Source organism: Polymorphospora sp. A560 (genome assembly GCF_045781765.1).
Classification (GTDB): Bacteria; Actinomycetota; Actinomycetes; order Mycobacteriales; family Micromonosporaceae; genus Polymorphospora; species Polymorphospora lycopeni.
In genome coordinates, this window is sequence record NZ_CP122282.1 from 2,205,121 (window position 1) to 2,231,141 (window position 26,021).

Sequence of the window (26,021 nt, forward strand, 5' to 3'; positions counted from 1 at the left end):
TGCGGGCGAACGCGACCAGCCCCGTCTCACCGGGTATCTGACGGCCCACACCGGGCCGCCGGCACCATCACGCACGAGAAGGTTCCCATGACGTTCGACATCACGTCCCTCGGTTGGGACGCCGAACGGGCCGCCGCGTTCCGCGCGCCCGATCCCAGTCATCGACCCGGCCGGGTCATCCGCGTCGACCGCGGCGCCTGCACCGTGCTGTGCGCCGACGGCACCGTACGCGCCAGTCTCGCCGGCGGGGTCCTGGTCGCCGCCGGCCGCGACCCGGCGAACCTGCCCTGTGCCGGCGACTGGGTGGTGGTCCGGCACTGGCCCGACCAGCGGGTCACCGCCGAGGCGGTGCTGCCCCGGCGCACCGCCGTCGTACGGCGCACCGCCGACAAGGACTCGACCGGTCAGGTGCTGGCCGCCAACGTCGACACCGTGGCGGTCGTCGAGCCGATGGACCCGGAGCCGGACGTCGGCCGGATCGAACGACTGCTGGCGCTCGCCTGGGAGTCCGGGGCCCGGCCGGTGGTCGTACTCACCAAGTGCGACCTGGCCGCCGACCCGGCGGCCGTGGCCCGGCAGATCGCCGAGATCGCGCCCGGCGTGGAGATCGTGCCGGTCAGCGCGCAGCGCGGCGACGGCCTCGACACGCTGCGGCCGTCGATCGCCGCCGGCCGGACCCTGGCCCTGCTGGGCCCGTCCGGCGCCGGCAAGTCGACCCTCGTCAACGCCCTCGCCGGGGCGGTCGTGATGGCCGCCCAGGGGGTCCGCGGCGTCGACGGCAAGGGCCGGCACACCACCACGTACCGGGCGTTGATCCCGATCCCGGGCGGCGGCGCGGTGCTGGACACCCCCGGGGTACGCGCGGTGGGCCTGCTCGACGCCGCCGGGGGACTCGACCAGGCATTCGCCGACATCGCCGAGCTGGCCGCCGGGTGCCGGTTCGGGGACTGCGCGCACAACGGCGAACCGGGGTGCGCGGTGCGGGCCGCGCTGGAGTCCGGTGACCTGACCGGCCGGCGCTGGGAGAGCTGGCGCAAGCTCCAGCGCGAGGTGGCGTTCGAGACCCGCCGCCGCGACGCCCGGGTGGCGGCGGAGCACCGGGCCAGGTGGAAGCGGATCGACCGGGACCAGCGGGCCGGGGGTGCCCGCCCCTAGCCGTCGGCCTCTGGCCGTCGGCCTCTGGCCGTCGGCCTCTGGCCGGCGGCCCCGGCCGGCGCGTCGGTCGCGGTCGCCGGCACCGGCCGTCCGTGGCGCCGCCGCCCCCGGTGACCTGGTGTCGGGGGTGTGGGGCGGGTCGCGGGAATTCGGGGGAGGGGAAAACTGTCATACCCCGCGGATACAGTAGCCGCGACGTTTCTGTGTCGTTGGCATCTACGACCGGCGGGCATCAGCGTCGATGAGATCAGCCGTCGATGGAATCAGGTGTCGACGAGATCAAGTCGATGAGTGACGGCATCGTTACTGTGCCGGTGCCCCGGACAGATCCCCTTATATTGCAACTGGGAGTGGGCGGACAGTGGCCGACCGACTGATCATCCGCGGCGCGCGCGAGCACAACCTGCGCGACGTCAACCTCGACCTGCCGCGGGACGCGATGATCGTGTTCACCGGGCTGTCCGGCTCGGGCAAGTCCAGTCTCGCGTTCGACACGATCTTCGCCGAGGGGCAGCGCCGCTACGTCGAGTCGCTGTCGTCGTACGCCCGGCAGTTCCTCGGCCAGATGGACAAGCCGGACGTCGACTTCATCGAGGGGCTCAGCCCCGCGGTCTCCATCGACCAGAAGTCGACCTCGCGCAACCCCCGCTCGACCGTGGGCACCATCACCGAGGTCTACGACTACCTGCGACTGCTCTTCGCCCGGGTCGGCGAGCCGCACTGCCCGGTCTGCGGCGAGCGGATCTCCAAGCAGAGCCCGCAACAGATCGTCGACCGGGTCCTCGCCATGACGGAGGGCACCCGGTTCATGGTGCTCGCCCCGGTCGTGCGCGGACGCAAGGGCGAATACGTCGACCTCTTCGCCGAACTGCAGGCCAAGGGCTATGCCCGGGCCCGGGTCGACGGCGTCGTGCACCCGCTCAGCGAGCCACCCAAGCTCAAGAAGCAGGAGAAGCACACCATCGAGGTGGTGGTCGACCGGCTCACCGTCAAGGCCGGCGCCAAGCAGCGGCTGACCGACTCGGTCGAGTCGGCGCTCGCGCTGGCCGGCGGCATCGTGCTGCTCGACTTCGTCGACCTGGCCGACGACGACCCCAACCGCGAACGGCGCTTCTCCGAGCACCTGGCCTGCCCCAACGACCATCCGCTGGCGATCGAGGACCTCGAACCCCGGGTCTTCTCCTTCAACGCGCCGTACGGCGCCTGCCCCGAGTGCACCGGCCTCGGCACCAAGAAGGAGGTCGACGCCGACCTGGTCGTACCCGACCCGGAGCGCACCCTGCGCGAGGGGGCCATCGCGCCGTGGAGCGGCGGGCACACCCTCGAATACTTCCTGCGCCTGCTCGAGGCCCTCGGTGACGCCGAGCACTTCGACCTCGACACCCCGTGGCGCAAGCTGCCGTCCCGGGCCCAGAAGACGATCATGTACGGCTCCGAGGACCAGGTCCACGTCCGCTACCGCAACAAGTACGGCCGGGAACGTTCCTACTACACCGGCTTCGAGGGCGTGGTGCAGTGGATCGAGCGGCGGCACTCCGACACCGAGTCGGACTGGTCCCGCGACCGCTACGAGGGCTTCATGCGCGACGTGCCGTGCGGCACCTGCGGCGGCACCCGGCTCAAGCCGGAGGTCCTCGCGGTGACCCTGGCCGGCAAGAACATCGCCGAGGTCACCAACCTGTCGGTCGGCGAGTGCGCCGACCTGCTCGGCGGCCTGGTCCTCACCGACCGGCAGAAGATGATCGCCGAGCGGGTGCTCAAGGAGATCAACGCCCGGCTGCGGTTCCTGGTCGACGTCGGGCTCGACTACCTGTCGCTCGACCGGGGCGCCGGCACGCTCTCCGGCGGCGAGGCGCAGCGGATCCGGCTCGCCACCCAGATCGGCTCCGGCCTGGTCGGCGTGCTCTACGTGCTCGACGAGCCGTCGATCGGGCTGCACCAGCGGGACAACCAGCGCCTGATCGAGACCCTCGTACGCCTGCGCGGGCTGGGCAACACGCTGATCGTCGTCGAGCACGACGAGGACACCATCCGGGCCGCCGACTGGATCGTGGACATCGGCCCGGGCGCCGGCGAGCACGGTGGCCGGATCGTGCACAGCGGCTCGGTGGACGACCTGTTCGCCAACGAGGAGTCGCTGACCGGCGCCTACCTGTCCGGGCGGAAGGCGATCGTGACGCCGGCCACCCGCCGCCCGCAGACCGCCGGCCGCGAGCTGGTCGTGCACGGTGCCCGCGAGCACAACCTGAAGAACCTGACCGTCAGCTTCCCGCTCGGGCAGTTCATCGCCGTCACCGGGCTCAGCGGGTCGGGCAAGTCGACGCTGGTCAACGACATCCTCTACACGGTGCTCGCCAACCAGCTCAACCGGGCCCGGCTGGTGCCCGGCCGGCACACCCGGGTCAGCGGCCTCGAACACGTCGACAAGGTCGTCGGCGTCGACCAGTCGCCGATCGGGCGTACGCCGCGCTCGAACCCGGCCACCTACACCGGTGTCTTCGACCACGTACGCAAGCTGTTCGCCGAGACCACCGAGGCGAAGGTACGCGGATACGGTCCCGGCCGGTTCTCGTTCAACGTCAAGGGCGGGCGCTGCGAGGCGTGCTCGGGCGACGGCACCATCAAGATCGAGATGAACTTCCTGCCCGACGTCTACGTCCCGTGCGAGGTCTGCAAGGGCGCCCGCTACAACCGGGAGACGCTGGAGGTCCACTACAAGGGCCGGACCATCTCCGAGGTGCTGGAGATGCCGATCGAGGAGGCGGCCGAGTTCTTCGCCGCCATCCCGGCCATCCACCGGCACCTCAAGACCCTGGTCGACGTCGGCCTGGGCTACGTCCGCCTCGGCCAGCCCGCGCCGACCCTGTCCGGCGGTGAGGCGCAGCGCGTCAAGCTCGCCTCCGAGTTGCAGAAGCGTTCCAGCGGCCGGACCGTCTACGTGCTCGACGAGCCGACCACGGGCCTGCACTTCGAGGACATCCGCAAGCTGCTCAAGGTCCTCGACGGGCTGGTCGACAAGGGCAACACGGTCATCGTCATCGAGCACAACCTCGACGTGATCAAGTCCGCCGACTGGTTGATCGACATGGGACCCGAGGGCGGCCACCGCGGCGGCACGATGCTGGCCGCCGGCACCCCGGAGGAGTTGGCCGAGGTGGCCGACAGCCACACCGGCCAGTTCCTGCGCCCGGTGCTCGGCCTGACCGGCGAGCCCGACGGCGGCGCGTCGGCGGTCGCCCGGGCGGCGAAGGCCAACGGCCGGTCCACCGGCGCGAAGGCCACCGGCCCGGCCACGAAAGCCACCGGCCCGGCCACGAAGACCGCCGGCCCGGCCACGAAGACCGCCAGGGCGACCGCCGCGAAGACCGCGAAGTCCGCGAAGTCCGCGGGTACGGCCGGCGCGGAGGCCGGTGGGACCGACGGCGAGGCGGGGTCCGGCGGCACCGCGCCCAAGACCCGCGCCCCCCGCAAGGCGGCCACCCGGACCCGCGGCTGAACCAGCGCCGGCTCGATTCCGTGCCTTCTGGTGGGTCGTGGAAGATCCATGGCCCACCAGCAGACAGGAAGGGCTTCGCATGAGTGAGGACCAGGTCGTGACCGGGCCGGGCAGCACCACCCGCCGTTCGCTGTTCGCGGGTGCCGGCGCGGTCGGCGCGACCGTCGTACTGGCCGCCTGCGGCGGTGACGACGGGTCCCCGGACGGCGGCACGTCCACGCCCGGCACCGCGCCGACCGGCGGCGGCGACACCGGCGGCGGCGTCACCCTGGGTTCGACCGCCGACGTACCGGTCGGCGGCGGGGTCATCTTCGCCGCCCAGCAGGTCGTGGTGACCCAGCCGACGGCGGGTGACTTCAAGGCGTTCAGTTCGATCTGCACCCACCAGCAGTGCCCGGTCAGCCGGATCGAGGGCGGCATGATCAACTGCACCTGCCACAACAGCCGGTTCTCGATCGAGGACGGCGCGCCGCAGGGCGGCCCGGCCACCGCGCCGCTGCAGAGCAAGACGGTCACCGTCCAGGGCGACAACATCGTCCTGGGCTGACGACCGGCGTCGCGGCGGGGCGCCGACCGGCGCCCCGCGCGGCGCCTCCGGGTCGTCCCGCCCGCCGGGTCCGGTCCGTCGACCGGGTTGTGTCGGGGGTACGGGCTAGGCTTGCCGCCGTGGCTGACCCCTCGACCTACCGCCCCGCCCCGGGGACGATTCCCGAGGCGCCGGGGGTCTACCGCTTCTACGATCCCGGCGGCCGGGTCATCTACGTCGGCAAGGCGAAGAACCTGCGCAGCCGCCTCAACTCCTACTTCACCGACCCCTGGCACCTGCACCAGCGCACCCAGCAGATGGTGACGACGGCCTCGTCGGTCGACTGGGTCATCGTCAGCGGCGAGGTCGAGGCGCTCCAGCTCGAATACACCTGGATCAAGGAGTTCGACCCGCGGTTCAACGTCAAGTACCGCGACGACAAGTCCTACCCCTACCTCGCCGTCACCGTCGGCGAGGAGTTTCCCCGGCTGCAGGTGATGCGCGGCGAGAAGCGCAAGGGCGTGCGCTACTTCGGGCCGTACTCGCACGCCTGGGCGATCCGCGAGACGCTCGACCTGCTGCTGCGGGTCTTCCCGGCCCGCACCTGTTCCTCCGGGGTCTTCAAGGCGGCCGGCCAGGCCGGCCGGCCGTGCCTGCTCGGCTACATCGGCAAGTGCTCCGCGCCGTGCGTCGGCCAGGTCGGTGCCGACGAGCATCGCGAGATCGTCGACCGGTTCTGCGACTTCATGGCCGGGCGCACCGACACCATGGTCCGCCGGCTCGAACGCGAGATGTCGCAGGCCAGCGAGCGGCTGGAGTTCGAGCAGGCGGCCCGGCTGCGGGACGACCTCGCCGCGCTGCGCCGGGCGATGGAGAAGCAGACCGTGGTGTTCGGTGACGGCACCGACGCCGACGTGGTGGCGTTCGCCGAGGACCCGCTGGAGGCAGCCGTCCAGGTCTTCCACGTGCGCGGCGGCCGCGTCCGCGGCCAGCGCGGCTGGGTGGTGGAGAAGGTCGAGGACCTGACCACCGGTGACCTGGTGCACTACTTCTGCACCCAGGTCTACGGCGGCCAGCACGGTGAGGCCGACGTGCCCCGGGAGTTGCTGGTGCCGGCCCTGCCCGGCGACGCCGAGGCGCTCACCGAATGGCTGTCCGACCACCGGGGCAGCCGGGTCAGCCTGCGGGTGCCGCAGCGCGGTGACAAGAAAGCCCTGCTGGAGACGGTGGGCCGTAACGCCGCCGAGGCGCTGGTCCGGCACAAGCTGAAGCGGGCCGGCGACCTGACCACCCGTGGCAAGGCCCTCGACGAACTCGCCGAGGCGCTGGGCATGGAGACCGCGCCGCTGCGGATCGAGTGCTTCGACGTCTCGCAGATCCAGGGCACCGACGTGGTCGCCAGCATGGTCGTCTTCGAGGACGGGCTGCCCCGCAAGAGTGAATACCGCCGGTTCGCCGTCCGTGGCGCGACCGACGACCTGTCCGCGATGGCCGAGGTGCTGCGCCGGCGGTTCAGCCGCTACCTCGACGCGACCAGTGAGGAGATACCGGCCGGCAGCGCGACCCCGGCCGGTGCCGCCGCCCCGGACCGGCCCGGCCTGTCCGGCGGCCCGGTCGCGGCCGACGCCGCGGTGGGCGCCGACGCCGCGGTGGGCGCCGGGGTGCCGGCGGAGAGCACGCCGGATGGCGGCCCGGACGGGGGGCCGGCCGGCAGCCTGCTCGACCCGACCACCGGCCGGCCGCGACGGTTCGCCTACCCGCCGCAGCTCGTGGTCGTCGACGGCGGGCAGCCGCAGGTCGCCGTCGTCGCCCGGGTCCTGGCCGAGCTGGGCATCGACGACGTCGCCCTGTGCGGGCTGGCCAAGCGCCTGGAGGAGGTGTGGCTGCCCGACGACGACTTCCCGGTGATCCTGCCGCGCACCTCCGAGGCGCTCTACCTGCTCCAGCGGATCCGCGACGAGGCGCACCGGTTCGCTATCGCCTACCACCGCCAGCGCCGCTCCAAGCGGATGACCGCCTCGGGCCTGGACGGGGTGCCCGGCCTCGGCGAGGTACGCCGCAAGGCGTTGCTGCGCCACTTCGGTTCGCTGAAGCGCCTGTCGTCCGCGACGGTCGAGGAGATCACCGAGGTGCCGGGGGTCGGCCCGCGCACCGCCGAGGCGATTCTCGCGGCCCTCGGCGACGAGCCGGCCCCGCCGCCCGTACCGGACGCCCGGGCGGAGACCGGCCCGGACGCCGTCGCCGGCCCGGCCGCGACGGCCGCCGGCGGGCCGGGTGCCGACGCCGGCGCCGGCCCGGACGGCACGCGCGGCGCCGGGTCCGGACCGGCCGTGCGGCGTGACGACGCCTAGGATCGGATTCTGGTCGAGCGGCCCGACGGGCCGCCCGTACACGACGGGGAGATCGTGAGCGAGCGAACCATTGGGCTCCGTGCCCGGCACGGCGCCGCCGAGCGCAGCGAGGGGTCGGTGTGAGCGAGCGGAACCATCAGGTTCAGGTCTTGGCACGGCGCCGCCGAGCGCAGCGAGGGGGCGGTGTGAGCGAGCCCAGCGAGCGAACCATCAGGTTCAGGTTCTGGCACGGCGCCGCCGAGCGCAGCGAGGAGGCGACGTGAGCGAACGCAGCGACAGCGGGCCCGGGGCCACCCGGTCGGACACCAGGCTGGTGGTGGTCACCGGTGTCTCCGGCGGCGGCCGCAGCACCGTGGCCCGCGCCCTGGAGAACGTCGGCTTCTACGTCGTCGACAACCTTCCCCAGGCACTGATGCTCGAGATGGCCGAGCTGGCGTACGCCGCCGGTGGGGCCGCCCGGCAGACCGCGATGGTGCTGGACGTACGCAGCCGGGCCTTCTCCACCGATCTCGCCGGTGCCATCGAGGCGCTGCGGGAGCGGGGCTTCCAGCCCCGGGTGGTCTTCGTCGACGCCGACGACGAGGTGCTGATCCGCCGCTTCGAGAGCGTCCGGCGGTCGCATCCGTTGCAGGGCGAAGGACGGCTGGTCGACGGCATCACCGCCGAGCGCAAGCTGCTGGAGGAGGCCCGCGACCAGGCCGACGTGATCATCGACACCAGCCACCTCAACGTCAACCAGCTCCGGCGCCGGGTCGAGGAGCTGTTCGGGGGCGAGGACGCCCGCCGGCTGCGGGTGACCGTGCTGTCCTTCGGGTTCAAGTACGGCCTGCCGCCCGACGCCGATTTCGTGCTCGACGCGCGTTTCCTGCCGAACCCCTACTGGGTGCCGGAGTTGCGCGAGCACACCGGCCGGGACGCCGACGTCAGTGACTACGTGCTCGGCCAGGATGGCGCGATCTCGTTCATCGAGGCGTACGCCGGGCTGATCAGCTCCACCGCCGCGGGGTTCGAGCGGGAGGGCAAGCGCTACCTGACGGTCGCCGTCGGGTGCACCGGCGGGAAGCACCGCAGCGTCGCCATCGCCGAGGAGCTGGCCGCCCGGCTGCGGCTGGCCTGGCTTTCGGCCAACCCGCAACACCGTGACCTGGGGCGCGAGTGAGGGGGCCGGGACGGGGGGCGTCCGGCGGGCCGGGGCCGGTCCGGGTCGTCGCCTTCGGCGGCGGGCACGGGCTGGCCGCCTCGTTACGGGCGCTGCGGCAGTGCCGGCTCGATCTCGACATCACCGCCGTGGTGACGGTCGGCGACGACGGCGGGTCGAGCGGGCGGCTGCGTACCGACCGTGGCTCGCTGCCTCCCGGCGACCTGCGGCAGGCGCTCGTCGCGCTGACCGCCGACACCCCGCAGACGCGCCGCAGTGCCGACCTTTTCCAGCACCGGTTCACCCCGGTTCCGGCGGGTCAGCCCGACGACCCGCTGGTCGGGCACGCGGTCGGGAACCTGGTGCTGTGCGGGCTGATGGAGCTGCTCGGCGACCCGGTGGCCGCGCTCGACCACGCGGCCCGGATGCTGGACGCGGCCGGCCGGGTGCTGCCGATGTCCTGCGACCGGGTGGAGATCGAGGCCGACGTACGGGGGCTCGACCCGGCCCGCCCCGACGAGCTGGTCACGGTCCACGGTCAGCACGAGGTCGCCGTCACCACCGGCCGGGTGGAGACCGTACGCCTGACCCCCGGCGCGCCGGCGGCCTGCCCGCAGGCGCTGGCGGCGGTGGCCGACGCGGACTGGTTGATCTTCGGCCCGGGAAGCTGGTACACCAGTGTGATCCCGCATCTGCTGGTGCCCGAACTCGCCGCCGCGATCGTGGCCAGCCCGGCCCGGCGGCTGGTGACCCTCAACCTGGCCGCCGAACTGGAGACCGACGGCCTTTCGGTCGCCGGGCACCTGGCGGCCCTGCACCGGTACCTTCCGGAGTTGGCAGTTGACACGGTTATCGCGGACGGGAAAGCCGTAGGTGACCCCGAACCGGTCAATCGTGCGGCAGAATCGCTGGGTGCGCGGCTGTTACTCGCCCCGGTGGCGGTCTCCGACGGCGGCCCCCGACACGATCCGGCCGCATTGGCGGCCGCACTGGTTCCCGTACTGGGTTCCGCTCGTTAAGCACGTACGAAAACACCGGCAGCAAGCCGGAACCGGCCACGAGGTGACGTGAGAAAATGGCGATGACCGCTTCGGTCAAGGACGAGCTGAGCCGGGTCGACGTACCCAAACCCTGCTGCCGCCGGGCGGAGATGGCCGCCCTGCTGCGCTTCGCGGGGGGCCTGCACATCGTCTCCGGCCGGGTCGTCGTGGAGGCCGAGCTGGACACCGGCGCCGTCGCCCGGCGGCTGCGCCGCGAGGTGGCCGAGGTCTACGGCTACCCGAGCGAGATCCACGTGCTGGCGTCCGGTGGACTGCGCAAGAGCAGCCACTACATCGTGCGGGTGGTCAAGGACGGCGAGGCGCTGGCCCGCCAGACCGGGCTGCTCGACGTGCGCGGGCGTCCGGTGCGCGGCCTGCCGCCGCACGTGGTGTCGGCCAGTGTGTGCTGCGCGGTGGCGGCCTGGCGGGGGGCGTTCATGGCGCACGGCTCGCTGACCGAGCCCGGCCGGTCCTGCGCCCTGGAGATCACCTGCCCGGGGCCGGAGTCGGCGCTGGCCCTGGTCGGCGCCGCCCGCCGGATCGGGGTCACCGCGAAATACCGCGAGGTGCGCGGTGTCGACCGGGTCGTGGTCAAGGATGGTGACGCGATCGCCGCGCTGCTCACCCGGATCGGCGCGCACTCCAGCGTGCTCGCCTGGGAGGAGCGCCGGGTACGCCGGGAGGTGCGGGCGACCGCGAACCGGCTGGCCAACTTCGACGACGCCAACCTGCGCCGTTCGGCGCGGGCGGCGGTCGCGGCGGCGGCCCGGGTGACCCGGGCCCTGGAGATCCTCGCCGACGACGCCCCCAACCACCTGACGTCGGCCGGCCAGTTGCGGCTGGAGCACCGGCAGGCGTCGCTGGAGGAGCTGGGCGCGCTCGCCGACCCGCCGCTGACCAAGGACGCCATCGCCGGGCGCATCCGCCGGCTGCTCGCCTTGGCCGACAAGCGGGCGCGTGACCTGGGCATTCCCGACACCGAGGCGGCCGTCACACCGGACATGATGGTCGTCTGAGCACCGACCGGGGCGGTTTCCGCCCCGACGCACCACGACGGACAGCGCTCGGATAGGGTCGCAGCGTACGGCGACGGGGCCGGCACCCGGCCCAACCCGCCGCACGCACCGCCTCGGGCGGTCAGAGCTTCTTCCAGAGGCGTGGCGGGGCGGCCGGGGTGACCTTCGGCGGCCGACCGCGGACGGTCGGCGCACAGAATTTCCGCCGGTCACGGGCTTTCCCGGCGGACCAGAATGCGAGGAGATGGAACCTGTGACCATCCGGGTTGGCATCAACGGCTTCGGCCGCATCGGCCGCAACTTCTTCCGGGCGGTGTCCGCGTCGGGCGCCGACATCGAGATCGTCGCCGCCAACGACCTGACCGACAACGCGACGCTCGCCCACCTGCTCAAGTACGACAGCATCCTCGGCCGCTTCCCCCAGGAGGTGAAGGCGACCGCGGACGAGATCACCGTCGGTGGCCACACCGTCAAGGTCTTCGAGGAGAAGGACCCGGGCAAGCTGCCCTGGGGCGACCTCGGTGTCGACGTGGTCGTCGAGTCGACCGGCTTCTTCACCGACGCCAACAAGGCCCGGGCGCACATCGACGGCGGCGCGAAGAAGGTCATCATCTCGGCCCCGGCCAAGAACGAGGACGTGACGGTCGTCATGGGTGTCAACCAGGACACCTACGACCCCGCGCAGCACTCGATCATCTCCAACGCGTCGTGCACCACCAACTGCCTCGCGCCGATGGCCAAGGTGCTCAACGACACGTTCGGCATCGAGCGTGGCCTGATGACCACCATCCACGCGTACACCCAGGACCAGAACCTCCAGGACGGCCCGCACAAGGACCTGCGCCGGGCCCGCGCGGCGGCGCTGAACATCGTGCCGACCTCGACCGGTGCGGCCAAGGCCGTCAGCCTGGTGCTGCCGGAGTTGAAGGGCAAGCTGGACGGCTACGCGCTGCGGGTGCCGATCCCGACCGGCTCGGCCACCGACCTGACCGTCACGCTGTCGCGTGAGGCGTCGGTCGAGGACGTCAACGCCGCGCTCAAGGCCGCCGCCGAGGGCCCGCTCAAGGGCATCCTGGTCTACACCGAGGACGAGATCGTCTCCAGCGACATCGTCACCGACCCGGCCTCCTGCATCTTCGACGCCGGCCTCACCAAGCGGATCGGCGACCAGGTCAAGGTCGTCGGCTGGTACGACAACGAGTGGGGCTACTCGAACCGCCTGGTCGACCTGGTCAAGCTGGTGGGTTCGTCCCTGTGAGCATCCGTACCCTCGATGATCTTCTCGCCGAGGGTGTGTCGGGTCGGCGCGTACTCGTACGCGCCGACCTGAACGTCCCGTTCGAGAAGGAGCATCCGGGCGTCATCTCCGACGACGGCCGGATCCGGGCGGTGCTGCCGACGGTCACCGCGCTGCGCGACGCCGGTGCGGCCGTGGTCGTGGTCTCGCACCTGGGGCGGCCCAAGGGCGCGCCGGACCCGAAATACAGCCTGGCGCCGGTGGCGACCCGGCTCGGTGACCTGCTCGGCTCCCAGGTGGTCTTCGCCGAGGACACCGTCGGCGAGTCGGCGCGGGCCGCGGTCGGCGCGCTGACCGGCGGGCAGGTGGCGCTGCTGGAGAACCTGCGGTTCAACCCGGGGGAGACCAGCAAGGACGACGCCGAGCGGGGCGCGTTCGCCGACCAGCTCGCCGCGTTCGCGGACGCGTACGTCGACGACGCCTTCGGTGCCGTGCACCGCAGGCACGCCAGCGTTTACGACGTACCGGAGCGGCTGCCGCACTTCGCCGGCCGGCTGGTGCTGCGCGAGGTCGAGGTGCTGGCCAAGCTGACCGGCGACCCGGAGCGGCCGTACGTGGTCGTGCTCGGCGGCTCGAAGGTCTCCGACAAGCTGGCGGTGATCGAGTCGCTGCTGCCGAAGGTCGACCGGCTGCTGGTCGGCGGCGGCATGTGCTTCACGTTCCTCAAGGCGCAGGGCTACGAGGTGGGCCAGTCGCTGCTGGAGGAGGACCGCGTCGAGATCTGCCGGGACCTGCTGGAGCGTGCCGGCAACCGGATCGTGCTGCCGGTCGACCTGGTCGCGGCCACGGCGTTCTCGGCCGACGCGGAGCGGACCGTCGTCGACGCCGCCACCATCCCGGCCAACCGGATGGGGCTGGACATCGGCCCGCGCAGTGTCAGCCTCTTCGCCGAGGCGATCGGCGGCGCCCGCACGGTCTTCTGGAACGGGCCGATGGGCGTGTTCGAGCTGGAGCCGTTCGCGGCCGGCACCCGGGGCGTCGCCGAGGCGATCACCGAGGTCGACGGGTTCACGGTCGTCGGCGGCGGCGACTCGGCGGCGGCCGTACGCACCCTCGGACTCGACGAGTCCGCGTTCGGACACATCTCGACCGGCGGGGGTGCCTCGCTGGAATACCTGGAGGGCAAGATCCTCCCGGGCATCGCGGCGCTGGAAGGGTAGCTCGGTGGCTGACACTGTCCGCCGGCCGTTGATGGCCGGCAACTGGAAGATGAACCTCAACCACCTGGAAGCGATCGCGCTGGTCCAGAAGTTGGCGTTCAGTCTCAACGAGAAGCAGCTGACCGAGGTCGAGACGGTGGTGCTGCCGCCGTTCACCGACCTGCGCAGTGTGCAGACGCTGATCGACGGCGACAAGCTCCTGATCGGGTACGGCGCCCAGGACCTGTCGCCGTACGCGTCCGGGGCCTACACCGGTGACATCTCCGGCCCGATGCTCGCCCGCCTCGGCTGCCAGTACGTCGTCGTCGGGCACTCCGAGCGGCGGGCCTACCACCACGAGGACGACGCGGCCGTCAACGCCAAGGTCGCCGCGGCGCTGGCCCACGGCCTCGCGCCGATCCTCTGCGTCGGCGAGGGTCTGGAGGTCCGCGAGGCGGCCGGCCACGTCGCGCACTGCAGCGATCAGCTCGACGCGGCCCTGAAGGGGCTCAGCGCCGAGCAGGTCGAGAAGGTCGTCATCGCGTACGAGCCGGTCTGGGCGATCGGCACCGGCAAGACGGCGACCCCGGAAGACGCCCAGGAGGTCTGCGGGGCGGTCCGCGAGCGGGTCGCCGAGCGGTTCGGCAAGGAGACCGGCGAGCGGACCCGGGTGCTCTACGGCGGTTCGGTGAAGTCGTCGAACATCGCCGGCATCATGGCGAAGCCGGACGTCGACGGCGCGCTGATCGGCGGGGCGAGTCTCGACGCCGACGAGTTCGCCAAGATCGTTCGCTTCCCGGAGCACGTCTCCCGGTAGCCGGTCGTCGACCCCTCGTCACCAGGACGGTGGCGAGGGGTCGATCCGTACCCGGTGCACATGATCGCGGTCCTACCGCTATCCTTGGCGCGGCCCCGTAATCGAGAGGACTGACCTAACTATGCCGATCGCGTTCGCATACACGTTGATCGTGTTGCTGGTCATCACGAGCGCCCTGCTCACCCTGCTGATCCTGCTGCACCGCGGTAAGGGCGGCGGTCTGTCGAGCATGTTCGGCGGCGGTGTCAGTTCCAGCCTGGCCGGGTCGTCGGTCGCGGAGAAGAACCTCGACCGCTACACGGTTCTCGTCGGCATCGTGTGGTTCGCCTGCATCGTCGGGCTCGGCCTCTGGCTCAAGCTCGCCATGAACACGGGCGCCTCCTGAGCCGCGAACAGTCGTAGACTCGGCGCGCGGACCGCACTGCGGTCCGCGCGCCGAATTCTTGGCGGCCGATCGTCCGTTGCCGCTCGGGTCCGGCGGCCGCACGTCGCGCTCCATCGTGTCGCGCCGCCGTCCGGTGGCACCGCACCCGACGACAGGAGCGAACGACCGTGGCCAGTGGCAGCGCCATCCGGGGTGTCCGGATCGGATCCGGTCCGATGCGACCGATCGAGCGCGGTGAACCCGCACCCCGCCGGTCGGTCACCTACTGGTGTGCCGGCGGGCACGCCAACCCGATCCTGCTCGCGGCCGACGTGCCGCCGCCGGCCACCTGGGACTGCCCCCGCTGCGGGCAGCCGGGCGGCCTCGACGCCGACAACCCGCCGGGGCCGGCGCGGCCCGAGCCCTACAAGTCGCACCTGGCATACGTGAAGGAGCGGCGCAGCGAAGCCGACGGCGCGGCGATCCTCGCCGAGGCCCTGGCCGCCCTGCGCCGACGCCGCGGCGAAGCCTGATCCACTCCGCCCCGTCAGCCGGTGGACGGGGCCGCTTCGGCGTCCAGGAACCAGCGGGTGCGGTCGACGCCGTGGACGGCCGCCGCGGGCAGCGGCCCCGCCGGCCCCGCCCAGCCGTCCGGCCCGGCGTCGGCCGGGGGCGCGGCGGTGCCGGACTCGGTCAGGGCCAGCCGTACCGCGCCGGCCTTGTCGGCACCGGCCGCGACCAGCCACACCTCGCCGGCGGTGTTGATCGCCGGCAGGGTGAGGGTGATCCGCACCGGCGGCGGCTTCGGGCTGTCCCGGACGGCGGCCACCGGCTCGGTCGCACCGGTGACCGGATGGCCGGGGAACACCGACGCGACGTGCCCGTCCTCACCGACCCCGAGCAGCAGTACGTCGAACCGTGGCAGGTCGCCGTCCGGACCGGCGGCCACGGCGAGGGCCTGCCCGTACCGCTGGGCCGCCGCCTGCGGGTCGGGTCCGTCCGGCCCGTCGTCGGCGGGCATCGGATGCACCCGGGCCGGGTCGAGGGGCAGCGCGTCGAGCAGCGCCGCCCGGGCCTGGGTCTCGTTGCGGTCGGGGTGGCCGGCCGGCAGGAAGCGCTCGTCGCCCCACCACACGTCGACCCTGGACCAGTCGACGCGGTCCCGGTCGGACAGGTCACGGACCGTGCGGTAGACGTCGGCGGCGACCCGGCCGCCGGTGAGCACCACCGACGCCGCGCCCCGGGCCGCCTGCGCCCCGGCCAGCGTCTCGACCAGCCGCGCGGCGACGACCCGGACCAGTTCGTCCCGGTCGCCGAGCACGTTCCGGCGTACGCCGGCCACCGGCACCTCCGGCTCCGGCCCGCTCACCCGGCCGACCCACCCGGACCGGCGTGCGCACCCATCTGCGCCTCGGCCCGCTTCGCGGTGATCGGATCGCGCCACACGTGCACCCGCTGCGCCGGCCGCTCCTCGAGGCCCGATTCGCCGGCCATCGCCTCCAGCGACTGCGAGTAGATCTGGTCGGCGTCGAGCCGGCGCAGTTCCTCGGCCAGTTCGTCGCCGAGCGGGCGACGGACCAGCGGAAGTTGCCGCTCGTTCTGGCCGGTACGCCGGAACGTCGCCATGCCGCCGTCGCGGACCAGTTCCAGCTCGTCGCCGTTGGCGCAGCGCAGCTCGACCGAGCGCATGCGGGGAAACTCCGTCGTCTCCCGCAACGTGGGGGAGATGCCCAGCCGGGCCTTCAGCCAGCCGGACATCAGCGCCGCCGTCGGGTCGGTCGGCGGTGCGGTGATGGTGGCCTCGGTCACCTCGGCCGCGGTCGTGTCGAACGCCCCGGCGACCAGGGTGCGCCACGGCGTGATCCGGGTCCAGGCCAGGTCGGTGTCGCCCGGCGCGTAGTCGGCCGCCCGCCGGTGCAGCGCCTCGACCGGGTTCACCGCCTGCGCCGTGTCGGTGATCCGCCGGTCGGCGACGATGCCGAGGAAGTCGGTGGCGATCTCGTCCGGCGGCTCGCTGTGCCACCAGGTGACCACCGGTACGTCCGGCACCAGCAGCGGCATCACGACCGACTCGGCGTGCAGGGCCAGCCGGCCGGACATCCGCATGACGACGGCCTCGCAGGGGCCGAGACGGCCGCCGACGACGATCTCGGCGTCGAGCCGGTTCCGTTCGCCGTTGATGTCGGAGCGGACGACGACCAGCAGCCGGCACGGGTGGGCGGCGGCGGCGATGGTCGCCGCCGCCTCCGCCTCGCGGACCCGCTTCTCGTCGACGACCACGATCAGGGTCAGCGCCATGCCGCTGGCGACGCCGCCCGCGCTGCGCCGTTCGGCGGCGAGCGCCTTCACCACCTCGTTGCCGGTGGTGTCCCACAGCCCGATCACGGGTTCCTCCAGGTCGCCTCGGTCACGCCCGACACCGGCCCGGTCACGTCCGACGCCCGGCCGGTCATGCCCGCCGCCAGGACCGGCCGTCGCGGGCCAGCATCTCGTCGGCGGCCCGCGGCCCCCACTCGCCGGACCGGTACGGCTCCGGCTTGCCCTCCCACGCCTGCTCCAGCGGGTCGACCACGGCCCAGCTCTGCTCGACCTCGGCGGCGTCCGGGAACAGGGTGCGGTCGCCGATCAGCACGTCGAGCACCAGCCGCTCGTACGCCTCCGGGCTCTGTTCGGTGAACGCCTCGCCGTACTGGAAGTCCATGGCGATGTCGCGCAGCTCCATCGTGGTGCCCGGCACCTTGGAACCGAACTTGAGCACGACACCCTCGTCGGGCTGGACCCGGATGACGAGCTGGTTGTGCCCGAGCAGTTCGACGTCGGCCGGGTTGAACGGCAGGTGGGGCGCCTTCTTGAACATGATGGCGACCTCGGTGACGCGGCGGGGGAGCCGCTTGCCGCACCGGATGTAGAACGGCACCCCGGCCCAGCGCCGGTTCTGGATGCCGAGCCGTACCGCGACGTACGTCTCGGTGGTGGAGTCCTTCGGCACGTCGTTCTCGTCGAGGTAGCCGACGGCCCGTTCACCGGCGACCCAGCCGGGCAGGTACTGGCCGCGTACGGTGCCGGTGGCGACGTCCTCGGGCAGCGCGATCGCCTTCAGCACCTTCAGCTTCTCGGTCCTGATCTCGGCGGCGTCGAAGCTGGTCGGCTCCTCCATCGCGACCAGGGCCAGCAGCTGGAGCAGGTGGTTCTGGAGCACGTCGCGGGCGGCACCCGCGGTGTCGTAGAACCCGGCCCGGGTGCCGATCCCGACGTCCTCGGCCATGGTGATCTGCACCGAGTCGACGTGCCGGGAGTTCCACAGCGGCTCGAAGAGGTTGTTGGCGAAGCGCAGCGCAAGGATGTTCTGCACCGTCTCCTTGCCCAGGTAGTGGTCGATCCGGAAGACGTCGTCGCGGGTGAAGACGTCGTCGACCAGGTCGTTGAGGGCCTTCGCCGACGGCAGGTCGAACCCGAACGGCTTCTCCACCACGACCCGCCGCCAGCCGCCGGACTTGGCGTTGTCGGCCAGGCCGGTGCGGGCGAGCTGCTTGAGCACGACCGGGAACGCGGCCGGCGGGATGGAGAAGTAGAACGCCGCGTTGCCCGGGATGCCGTGCGTCTCGCGCAGCTCGTCGAGGGTTTCGACGAGGTGGTCGAACGCGGCGTCGTCGTCGAACGACCCGCCGACGAACTTGATGTTGCCGACGAGCCGGGCCCACACCTCCTCCCGCCACGGGGTCCGGGCGTGCTTCTTCGCCGACTCGTATGCCATCGACTCGAAGTCGCCGTCGCCCCAGTCGCGGCGGGCGAAGCCGGCGACCACGAAGCCGGGCGGCAGCAGGCCGCGGTTGGCCAGGTCGTAGACCGCCGGGAGGAGCTTCTTACGGGACAGGTCGCCGGTCACCCCGAAGATGACCAGCGCACATGGTTCGGGGATCCGCGGCAGCCGCCGATCCTGCGGATCACGTAGCGGGTTCACGCCGGCCATTGTCAGCCCCGCAGGTTACGAACGGCGTCGAGGAGCTGCGCCACGCCGGCGGCCCGGTCGGTCAGGTGCAGCCGGACGAGCGGCCGGTCGCGGCCGGCGAGGGCCTCCCGGTCGCCGGCGGCCTGCGCCGCCTGCAACGTCCCGAAGCTGTACGGCTTGCCCGGCACCGGCAGGTCGTCGGTGACCGCACCGGTGATCTGGAGGTACGACCCGACCTGCGGCCCACCCTTGTGGTACTGCCCGGTGGAGTGCAGGAACCGGGGTCCCCAGCCGAAGGTGACCGGCCGGCCGGACGCGGCGGCGAGCAGCGGGCGTACGTCGGCCGCGGCGGCGTCGCCGAACCGGTCGAGGTAGGCCATCACGGCGAGGTAGCCGTCGCCGACGACGCCGTCGACCAGCCCGCGCAGCACCTCGGCGAGGGTGCCGCCGGTGCCGCCGTACACCTCGACGGCGCCCTCGCTGAACGCGGGCGTCTCGGTGGGCAGGCCGGCGGCGAGCAGCCGGTTGGTGTTGTCCTTGGACTCGGTGACGTTCGGCTGGTCGAACGGGTCGATGCCGAGCACCCGGCCGGCGACCGCGGTGGCGTACTCCCAGGCCAGGAACTGGGCGCCGAGCGGGCCGTTGACGGCCAGGTGCGGGCGTACGCCGCCGCCGGGCACGGTGCCGGGCGGGCAGGCGCCGCCGGTGGTGACGGTGAGTACGTCGTCGCCGGTGGCGCCCGGGCTCTCCGGGGCCTCGACGACGACCGGCAGGATGCCGATGCCGCTCTTGCCGGTCGACTCGGCGACGAGTTGCTCGATCCAGTCACCGAGTCCTTCGATGCCGGTGCCGTCGGAGACCAGCGCGACCTTGTCGCGGCCGACGGTGGCGGCGGTGCCGAGTGCCGCGCCGAGGGCGAGGCCGGGGTTGTCGGTGTCGCCGGCCAGCGAGCGGGCGAACTCGTCGGCCTCGTCGAGCAGGTCGGCGACGGCGACCCCGGCCAGCGCCGACGGGACCAGGCCGAAGGCGGTCAGCGCCGAGTAGCGGCCGCCGACCTCGGGGTCGGCGAGGACGACGTGGGCGCCCATCTGCGCCGCGGTCGCCTCCAGCGGCGAGCCGGGGTCGGTGACGACGACGAAGTGCCGGCCGGCCTCGGCCTCGGTCAGGCCGGCGTCGAGGAACGCCTGCCAGTAGGCGCGCCGGTGGCTGTCGGTCTCCACCGTGGAGCCGGACTTGCTGGCGACGACCACGACGGTGCGGTCCAGGCGCTCGCGCAGCGCGGCGCCGACCTGGTGCGGGTCGGTGGTGTCGAGGACGGTCAGCGACCTGCCCAGGGTGCGGGCGATGACCTCGGGCGCCAGCGACGACCCGCCCATCCCGGCGAGTACGACGTGGTCGAGGTCGCCCAGTTCCGCGCGTAGTTCGGCGAGCTGGGGGAGCAGTTCCCGGCTGCGCTTGAAGGTGTCGATCCAGCCGAGGCGGATCTTCGCCTCCTCCTCGGCCTCCGGGCCCCACAGCGTGGGGTCCTTGGCGGCGAGCTTGCCCGGTACGCCGTCGGCGACCAGCGCGGCCCGGGTGGAGGCGGGCGCCTCCTTGTCGACCGCGTCGGCGCCGTAGACGGCGAGCCCCGCCGCCGCCTCGACGCCACCGTCCAGCAGATCACTCACGAGTTGCCTCCGGCTGCCTTGTTGGGGGTGGCCGCGCCCTGCGCCGCCGAGTCCAGCGACTTGCGTACGCCGTCGAGCAGTTCGTTCCAGCTGGCCTCGAACTTCTCCACGCCCTCGCGTTCGAGTACGGCGACCACGTCGGCGAGGTCGATGCCGTTCGCGGTGAGCGCGTCGAGCACGCCGCGGGCGTCGTCGTAGGCGCCGGTGACGGTGTCGCCGCGGGTCTCGCCGTGGTCGGCGTACGCGTGGATGACGGCTTCGGGCATGGTGTTGACGGTGCCCGGGGCGATGAGTTCCTCGACGTAGATGACATCGCGGAAGTCGGGGTTCTTCGTCGACGTGGAGGCCCAGAGCGGACGCTGCGGGTGCGCGCCGGCGTCGGCGAGCGCCTGCCAGCGGGCCGAGGAGAAGACCTCGCTGTAGCGCTGGTAGGCGAGTTGGGCGTTGGCGATCGCGGCCTTGCCCTTCAGCGCCTTGGCCTCGTCGGAGCCGAGCTTGTCGAGCCTCTTGTCCACTTCGGTGTCGACCCGGGAGACGAAGAACGACGCCACCGAGCCGATCTTGGCCAGGTCGTGGCCGTTGGCCTTCGCCTGCTCCAGGCCGGCGAGGAAGGCGTCCATCACCTCGGCGTACCGCTCGAGCGAGAAGATCAGCGTGACGTTGACGCTGATCCCCTCGGCCAGGGTCGCGGTGATCGCCGGCAGGCCCGCGGCGGTCGCCGGGATCTTGATGAACAGGTTGGGCCGGTCGACCAGCCACCACAGCGCCTTGGCCTCGGCGACGGTCTTGTCCGTCTCGTGCGCCAGCCGCGGGTCCACCTCGATCGACACCCGGCCGTCGACGCCGTTCGTCGCGTCGTACGACGGGCGCATCACGTCGCACGCCCACCGCACGTCGTACGTGGTGAGCATGCGGGCGGCCTCCTCGACCGTCACGCCGCGGGTGGCCAGGTCGTGCAGTTGCCAGTTGTACTCGTCGGCGTCGCCCAGTGCCTTGGCGAAGATCGTCGGATTGGTGGTGACCCCGACCACATGCTTCTCGCGCCGGAGCTGGTCCAGCCCCCCGGAGCTGAGCCGGTTGCGGGAGAGGTCGTCGAGCCAGATCGCCACGCCCGTGGCGGTGAGTTCAGCAAGCCGGTCCGTCATGACAGTCCCCTCAGTTGCCGGTGGTGGTGCCGGTGATGGCGCCCACCCGGGTCAGCGACGCGTGGGCGGCCGCGACGACGTTGTCGGCGGTGAACCCGAACTGCTCGTAGAGCACCTTGTACGGCGCGCTCGCCCCGTAGTGCTCCAGGCTGACCGTTTCACCGCAGTCGCCGACCAGGTCCCGCCACGACATGGCGATCCCGGCCTCCACGCTCACCCGTGCCTTTACCCCGCGGGGCAGGACCGACTCCCGGTAGGCCTCGTCCTGGGCCCGGAACCACTCCTGGCACGGCATCGACACGACCCGGGTCGGGGTGCCGTCGGCCTCCAGCCGCTCGCGGGCGGCGAGACAGAGCTCGACCTCGGAGCCGGTGCCGATCAGGATGACCTGGGGCTGGGCGTTCGACGCGTCGGCCAGGACGTAGCCGCCCTTGGCGGTTCCCTCCGGCCCGGCGAGCGACGTGCGGTCCAGCACCGGCAGGTTCTGCCTGGTGAGGGCGAGGGCGGTGGGACGGTCGGTGTGTTCGAGAGCCTGCCGCCAGGCCCAGGCGGTCTCGTTGGCGTCGGCGGGGCGGACCACGTCGAGGCCGGGGATCGCGCGCAGCGCCGACAGGTGCTCCACCGGCTGGTGGGTCGGGCCGTCCTCGCCCAGGCCGATCGAGTCGTGGGTCCAGACGTAGACGACCGGCAGCTTCATCAGCGCCGCGAGCCGGACGGCGGGGCGCATGTAGTCGCTGAACACCAGGAAGGTGCCGCCGTAGGGGCGGGTGCCGCCGTGCAGCGTGATGCCGTTGAGGATGGCGCCCATGGCGTGCTCACGGATGCCGAAGTGCAGGGTGCGGCCGTACGGGTTGCCGGGGAACTCCCTGGTCGCGTGCTCGGCCGGCACGAACGACGGCTCGCCCTTCATGGTGGTGTTGTTGCTCTCCGCCAGGTCGGCGGAGCCGCCCCACAGCTCGGGCAGCACCGGGGCGAGGGCGTTGAGGACCTGGCCGGAGGCGGCCCGGGTGGCGATCGGCTTGGCGTCCGCCGGCCACGCCGGCAGCGCGTCGGTCCAGCCCGCCGGCAGCGTACGCGTCGACATCCGCTGGTAGAGCGCGGCCCGCTCGGCGTCGGCCTCCTTCCAGGCGTCGAATTCGGTCTGCCACTTCGCGGCGGCGGCCCGGCCGCGGTCGAGGGCCTCGCGGGCGTGGGCGAGCACCTTGTCGTCGACGGCGAAGGTCTGCGCCGGGTCGAAGCCGAGCAGCTTCTTGGTGGCGGCGACCTCGTCGGCGCCGAGCGCCGATCCGTGGATCTTGCCGGTGTTCCGCTTGTTGGGAGCCGGCCAGCCGATGATGGTGCGCAGCGCGATGAACGACGGCCGGTCGGTGTCGGCCTTGGCGGCCAGCAGCGCGGCGTACAGCGCCTCGACGTCCTCGTGGTAGTCGTCCTGGTCGGCGTCGCCGCGCCGCCAGTCGACGGTCTGCACGTGCCAGCCGTACGCCGCGTAGCGGGCGGCGACGTCCTCGCTCTTGGCGATCCGGGTGTCGTCCTCGATCGAGATCTCGTTGTCGTCGTAGATCAGGACGAGGTTGCCGAGCTGCTGGTGGGCGGCGAGGGCGCTCGCCTCGTGGCTGATGCCCTCCTCGATGTCGCCGTCGGAGGCGATGCACCAGATGTGGTGGTCGAAGAGGGACTGCCCGGCCGGGGCGTCGGGGTCGAACAGGCCGCGTTCGCGGCGGGCCGCCATCGCCATGCCGACCGCGTTCCCGACGCCCTGCCCGAGCGGACCGGTGGTGGTCTCGACGCCGTTGGTGTGGCCGTGCTCGGGGTGACCGGGGGTCAGCGAGCCCCACTGCCGAAGCGACTGGAGGTCCTCCAGGCCGAGCCCGAAGCCGTTGAGGAAGAGCTGGACGTAGAGGGTGAGGCTGGAATGGCCGGCCGACAGCACGAACCGGTCCCGGCCCGCCCAGTGCGGATCGGCCGGGTTGTGCCGCATGACGCGGTTGAACAGCAGGTATGCGACGGGTGCCAGGCTCATCGCCGTGCCCGGGTGGCCGTTGCCGGATTTCTCGACGGCGTCGACGGCCAACACCCGCGCGGTGTCGACGGCCCGGCGGTCCAGCTCGGACCAGTTGAGTGGGGCAGGCTCGGATCGGTTGGCAGCCACGATGATTTGTGCTCCTCGGCAGGTGGGCGGAACCCTCTTTCGTGACCCTATCGAGCGAGGCTAAACATCCGTACGCCGAACTCGCCTGTCCGGCGCGTCGGGGCGGGCCGCGCCGCCGCGACACGCCCTAACACGGTGTGACCGGCCGCACCTATACCGGGTGGCCCAAGCTGCGCAAACGGTGGCGCGTACGCTGTCGGTCGGCACGGTGACCTTGCGGGTCACCCCGCCGCCCCGAACTCCCGCGCCGATGCCGGAAGGTGGCAATCCGTGAGCATGATCACCGAGCGCCCTGTCCACGGTAGGGCGTCTGGTGCCCAGATCGGCGCCGGGCCGGTCACGGGGGAGGGGGCGGCCGTCGACGGCACTCCCGCCGGTCGGGCGCGGGGCCGCGACGTCGCCGGGGTGGTCCGGGCGTACGTCTCGCTGACCAAGCCCCGCATCGTCGAACTGCTCCTGGTGACCACCGTGCCGGCGATGATGCTGGCGGCCGGTGGCCTGCCGTCGCTGTGGCTGGTCGCCGTCGTGCTGGTCGGCGGCTCGCTCGCGGCGGGCGCGGCCAACGCGCTCAACTGCTACATCGACCGGGACATCGACCAGCTGATGCGGCGGACGAAGCGCCGGCCGCTGCCGACCCACGTGGTGGCGCCGAAGCAGGCGCTGGTCTTCGGGCTGGTGCTCGCCGCGGTGTCGGTGACGATCATGGCGGTCTTCACCAACTGGCTGGCGACGCTGCTGACGCTCGGCGCGATCGCCTACTACGACCTCGTCTACACGATGTGGCTCAAGCGCACCACGCCGATGAACACGTTCTGGGGCGGGGTGTGCGGGTCGGCGCCGGTGCTGATCGGCTGGGCGGCGGTGACCGGGTCGCTGTCGCCGGCGGCGTGGGCGCTGTTCGCGGTGGTGTTCTTCTGGCAGATGCCGCACTTCTACGCCCTGGCCATCAAATACAAGGACGACTACGCGCGGGCCAGCATCCCGATGCTGCCGGTGGTCGCCTCGGCCCGCCGGGTCAACGCCGAGATCCTGCTCTTCTCCTGGCTCACCGTGGCCGCCTCACTGGTCGTCTGGCCGCTCGGGATGTCGCCGATCTACGGCGCGACCGCGGTGGTGCTCGGCGGCATCTTCCTGCTCGAGGCGCACCGCCTGGTCGGTCGTTCCCGGCGGGGCGAGCCGTTGCGGCCGATGCGGCTGTTCCACTGGTCGACGACCTACCTGACGGTGTTGTTCATCGCGGTGGCCCTCGACGCCCTGCTCTGAGGTTGTCCGTTCTGCCACTGTCCGGCGCTGAACCGCCTGATTGTTCCGCCCGCTTGTCCAACATGTGACACGAGTTAATCAGTGCCCGTTTTGGTCACTCGGTATCAACCGGTTTGTCACGAAAAATCCACCCAGAATAGCGGCGTGGCGTCCTAAACATCGAGGTAATGGGCATCACAAACACCGCCTCGTTTCTGCGCGTGTCGTTGCCGGTCTGCTTACGCTCGCGTCATGGCAGATGGTTCCGATACGACCCTGACGACCGCTCCGATCCAGACCCCCGCGGGCCTCGTCACCGGTTTGAAGTCATTCGTCGCCGAGCACGGCGGGGCGAAGGCGGTCATCGAGTACGTGGGCAAGCGCGGGGCACGGATCGTGCTGGTGGGGCAGGACGGGGTCTGGGGGGACCAGTTCGCCACCGACACGAATGTCGCCCGGCAGGCGTGCGCGACCGCTGGCGTCGAGGTGGAGAACGAGTGGGAGCGGGAGCTGATGGACCAGATGCGCCCCAGCAACGACCTGTGGCGTTCGATGGGCCGCCGGGCCATGTCACGCTAGGGACCATGATCCAATCTGATACTCCGCTGAAGGCGGCCCGGGACCCCCGGGTCGCCTTCGTCACCTGCGCCGAACTTCCCGACCTGGACCCCGACGACCGCCCGGCGTACGACGCCCTGGTCCGGCGGGGCGTGGCCGTCGACATGGTGTCCTGGGACGCCGACGTCGACTGGGCCGGCTACGGCCTCGCCGTACTGCGTTCGCCGTGGGACTACGTCGCGCGCCGCGACGAGTTCGTCGCCTGGGCGGCCACCGTGCCCGGACTGGCCAACCCGGCCGACGTCGTGGCCTGGAACACCGACAAGCGCTACCTGCGCGAGCTGGCCGCCGGTGGGGCACCGGTGGTCGCCACCACCTGGCTGGAACCCGCCGACACCTGGTCGCCCCCGTCCACCGGGGAATACGTCGTCAAGCCGGCGGTCAGCGCCGGCAGCCGGGACACCGGCCGCTACCTGCTCGGCGACGCCGAGCACCGGCGGCTCGCGGCGGCGCACGCCGCCCGCCTCGGCGCGGCCGGACGGCTCACCATGGTGCAGCCCTACCTGTCGGCGGTCGACACGGTCGGTGAGGCGGCACTGGTGTTCCTGAACGGGCCGGACGGGCTCACGTTCAGCCACAGCATCCGCAAGGGGGCGATGCTGACCGGACCCGACCTCGGCGGCGACGAGCTGTACAAGGAGGAGAAGATCTCGGCGCGTACCGCCACCGCGGCCGAACTGGCCGTCGCCGCCCGGGTGCTCGACCTGGTGCCGGGTGGGCCGGACCGGCTGCTCTACGCCCGGGTCGACCTGATTCCCGACGCCGACGGCAGCCCGCTGCTGGTCGAGTTGGAGCTGACCGAGCCGTCGCTGTTCTTCCCGTACGCCGACGGCGCCGCCGAGCGCTTCGCCGACGCGGTCGTCGGCCGGCTGGGCTGACCGGCCGGCTGACCGGCTGGGCAGCTGTGATCCT

The 26,021-nt window shown here is 72.2% G+C and carries 20 protein-coding genes and 1 pseudogene; 15 read left to right on the forward strand and 6 right to left on the reverse strand.

What is annotated here, in order from left to right; genetic code table 11:
- The first annotated feature begins 87 nt into the window (after positions 1–87).
- The 12 genes and pseudogenes from rsgA (at position 88) to QCD66_RS10105 (ending at position 14,872) form a co-directional block, all read left to right on the forward strand.
- On the forward strand, positions 88–1,155 hold the full coding sequence (gene rsgA / locus QCD66_RS10050) for a ribosome small subunit-dependent GTPase A (protein WP_364215351.1): 1,068 nt from the start codon (positions 88–90) through the stop codon (positions 1,153–1,155).
- Between the two features lie 361 nt (positions 1,156–1,516).
- A pseudogene (gene uvrA / locus QCD66_RS10055) lies at positions 1,517–4,468 on the forward strand (excinuclease ABC subunit UvrA); the annotation flags it as partial.
- Between the two features lie 262 nt (positions 4,469–4,730).
- Positions 4,731–5,198 carry a Rieske (2Fe-2S) protein gene (locus tag QCD66_RS10060; RefSeq protein ID WP_364215348.1) on the forward strand — a complete coding sequence of 156 codons (468 nt, stop codon included), beginning with the start codon at positions 4,731–4,733 and terminating at the stop codon, positions 5,196–5,198.
- Positions 5,199–5,317: 119 nt separating this feature from the next.
- Positions 5,318–7,528, forward strand: coding sequence for an excinuclease ABC subunit UvrC (gene uvrC / locus QCD66_RS10065; protein WP_407567090.1), 2,211 nt, complete (start codon positions 5,318–5,320; stop codon positions 7,526–7,528).
- 259 nt (positions 7,529–7,787) lie between these two features.
- On the forward strand, positions 7,788–8,687 hold the full coding sequence (rapZ, locus tag QCD66_RS10070) for an RNase adapter RapZ (protein WP_364215342.1): 900 nt from the start codon (positions 7,788–7,790) through the stop codon (positions 8,685–8,687).
- Positions 8,684–9,685, forward strand: coding sequence for a uridine diphosphate-N-acetylglucosamine-binding protein YvcK (yvcK, locus tag QCD66_RS10075; protein ID WP_375735892.1), 1,002 nt, complete (start codon positions 8,684–8,686; stop codon positions 9,683–9,685). The genes rapZ and yvcK overlap by 4 nt, the downstream gene beginning before the upstream one ends.
- 56 nt (positions 9,686–9,741) lie before the next feature.
- Positions 9,742–10,722, forward strand: a complete 981-nt coding sequence (whiA, locus tag QCD66_RS10080) for a DNA-binding protein WhiA (RefSeq protein ID WP_364215336.1) — start codon at positions 9,742–9,744, stop codon at positions 10,720–10,722.
- 253 nt (positions 10,723–10,975) lie between these two features.
- Positions 10,976–11,980 carry a type I glyceraldehyde-3-phosphate dehydrogenase gene (gene gap, locus QCD66_RS10085; RefSeq protein ID WP_357544152.1) on the forward strand — a complete coding sequence of 335 codons (1,005 nt, stop codon included), beginning with the start codon at positions 10,976–10,978 and terminating at the stop codon, positions 11,978–11,980.
- Complete coding sequence (locus tag QCD66_RS10090; RefSeq protein WP_375735891.1) at positions 11,977–13,179, forward strand: phosphoglycerate kinase; 1,203 nt, start codon at positions 11,977–11,979, stop codon at positions 13,177–13,179. Before gap ends, QCD66_RS10090 begins: the two co-directional genes overlap by 4 nt.
- 4 nt (positions 13,180–13,183) lie before the next feature.
- Positions 13,184–13,975 (forward strand): triose-phosphate isomerase, encoded by a 792-nt coding sequence (gene tpiA / locus QCD66_RS10095; RefSeq protein WP_364215328.1) that lies wholly within the window; start codon positions 13,184–13,186, stop codon positions 13,973–13,975.
- A gap of 121 nt (positions 13,976–14,096) precedes the next feature.
- A complete protein-coding gene (gene secG / locus QCD66_RS10100; protein WP_212820767.1) occupies positions 14,097–14,360 on the forward strand; it encodes a preprotein translocase subunit SecG in 264 nt (87 codons plus the stop codon).
- A gap of 167 nt (positions 14,361–14,527) precedes the next feature.
- Entirely contained in the window at positions 14,528–14,872 is a 345-nt protein-coding gene (locus QCD66_RS10105; protein ID WP_364215324.1) for an RNA polymerase-binding protein RbpA, read from the forward strand.
- A gap of 14 nt (positions 14,873–14,886) precedes the next feature.
- Here QCD66_RS10105 and pgl read toward each other — a convergent pair whose 3' ends face one another.
- From pgl to tkt, 6 genes are all read right to left on the reverse strand, one after another.
- A complete protein-coding gene (gene pgl, locus QCD66_RS10110; RefSeq protein WP_375735893.1) occupies positions 14,887–15,681 on the reverse strand; it encodes a 6-phosphogluconolactonase in 795 nt (264 codons plus the stop codon).
- 23 nt (positions 15,682–15,704) lie between these two features.
- The gene (locus tag QCD66_RS10115) at positions 15,705–16,724 is read right to left on the reverse strand and encodes a glucose-6-phosphate dehydrogenase assembly protein OpcA (RefSeq protein WP_357539672.1); all 1,020 of its coding nucleotides are present in this window, start codon (positions 16,722–16,724) and stop codon (positions 15,705–15,707) included.
- Positions 16,725–16,788: 64 nt separating this feature from the next.
- Complete coding sequence (gene zwf / locus QCD66_RS10120) at positions 16,789–18,309, reverse strand: glucose-6-phosphate dehydrogenase (protein ID WP_375735890.1); 1,521 nt, start codon at positions 18,307–18,309, stop codon at positions 16,789–16,791.
- A gap of 2 nt (positions 18,310–18,311) precedes the next feature.
- Positions 18,312–19,955 carry a glucose-6-phosphate isomerase gene (locus QCD66_RS10125; RefSeq protein ID WP_375735889.1) on the reverse strand — a complete coding sequence of 548 codons (1,644 nt, stop codon included), beginning with the start codon at positions 19,953–19,955 and terminating at the stop codon, positions 18,312–18,314.
- The gene (tal, locus tag QCD66_RS10130; RefSeq protein WP_364215314.1) at positions 19,952–21,100 is read right to left on the reverse strand and encodes a transaldolase; all 1,149 of its coding nucleotides are present in this window, start codon (positions 21,098–21,100) and stop codon (positions 19,952–19,954) included. Before tal ends, QCD66_RS10125 begins: the two co-directional genes overlap by 4 nt.
- Before the next feature lie 10 nt (positions 21,101–21,110).
- Positions 21,111–23,249: a transketolase gene (gene tkt, locus QCD66_RS10135; protein WP_375735888.1), complete on the reverse strand. Its 2,139-nt coding sequence runs from the start codon at positions 23,247–23,249 to the stop codon at positions 21,111–21,113.
- 270 nt (positions 23,250–23,519) lie between these two features.
- Here tkt and QCD66_RS10140 point away from each other — a divergent pair, with 270 nt between their 5' ends.
- From QCD66_RS10140 to QCD66_RS10150, 3 genes are all read left to right on the forward strand, one after another.
- On the forward strand, positions 23,520–24,512 hold the full coding sequence (locus QCD66_RS10140) for a heme o synthase (RefSeq protein WP_375735887.1): 993 nt from the start codon (positions 23,520–23,522) through the stop codon (positions 24,510–24,512).
- A gap of 231 nt (positions 24,513–24,743) precedes the next feature.
- Entirely contained in the window at positions 24,744–25,070 is a 327-nt protein-coding gene (locus tag QCD66_RS10145; RefSeq protein ID WP_364215308.1) for a hypothetical protein, read from the forward strand.
- Positions 25,071–25,075: 5 nt separating this feature from the next.
- On the forward strand, positions 25,076–25,987 hold the full coding sequence (locus QCD66_RS10150; RefSeq protein WP_375735886.1) for a hypothetical protein: 912 nt from the start codon (positions 25,076–25,078) through the stop codon (positions 25,985–25,987).
- Positions 25,988–26,021 lie beyond the last annotated feature (34 nt).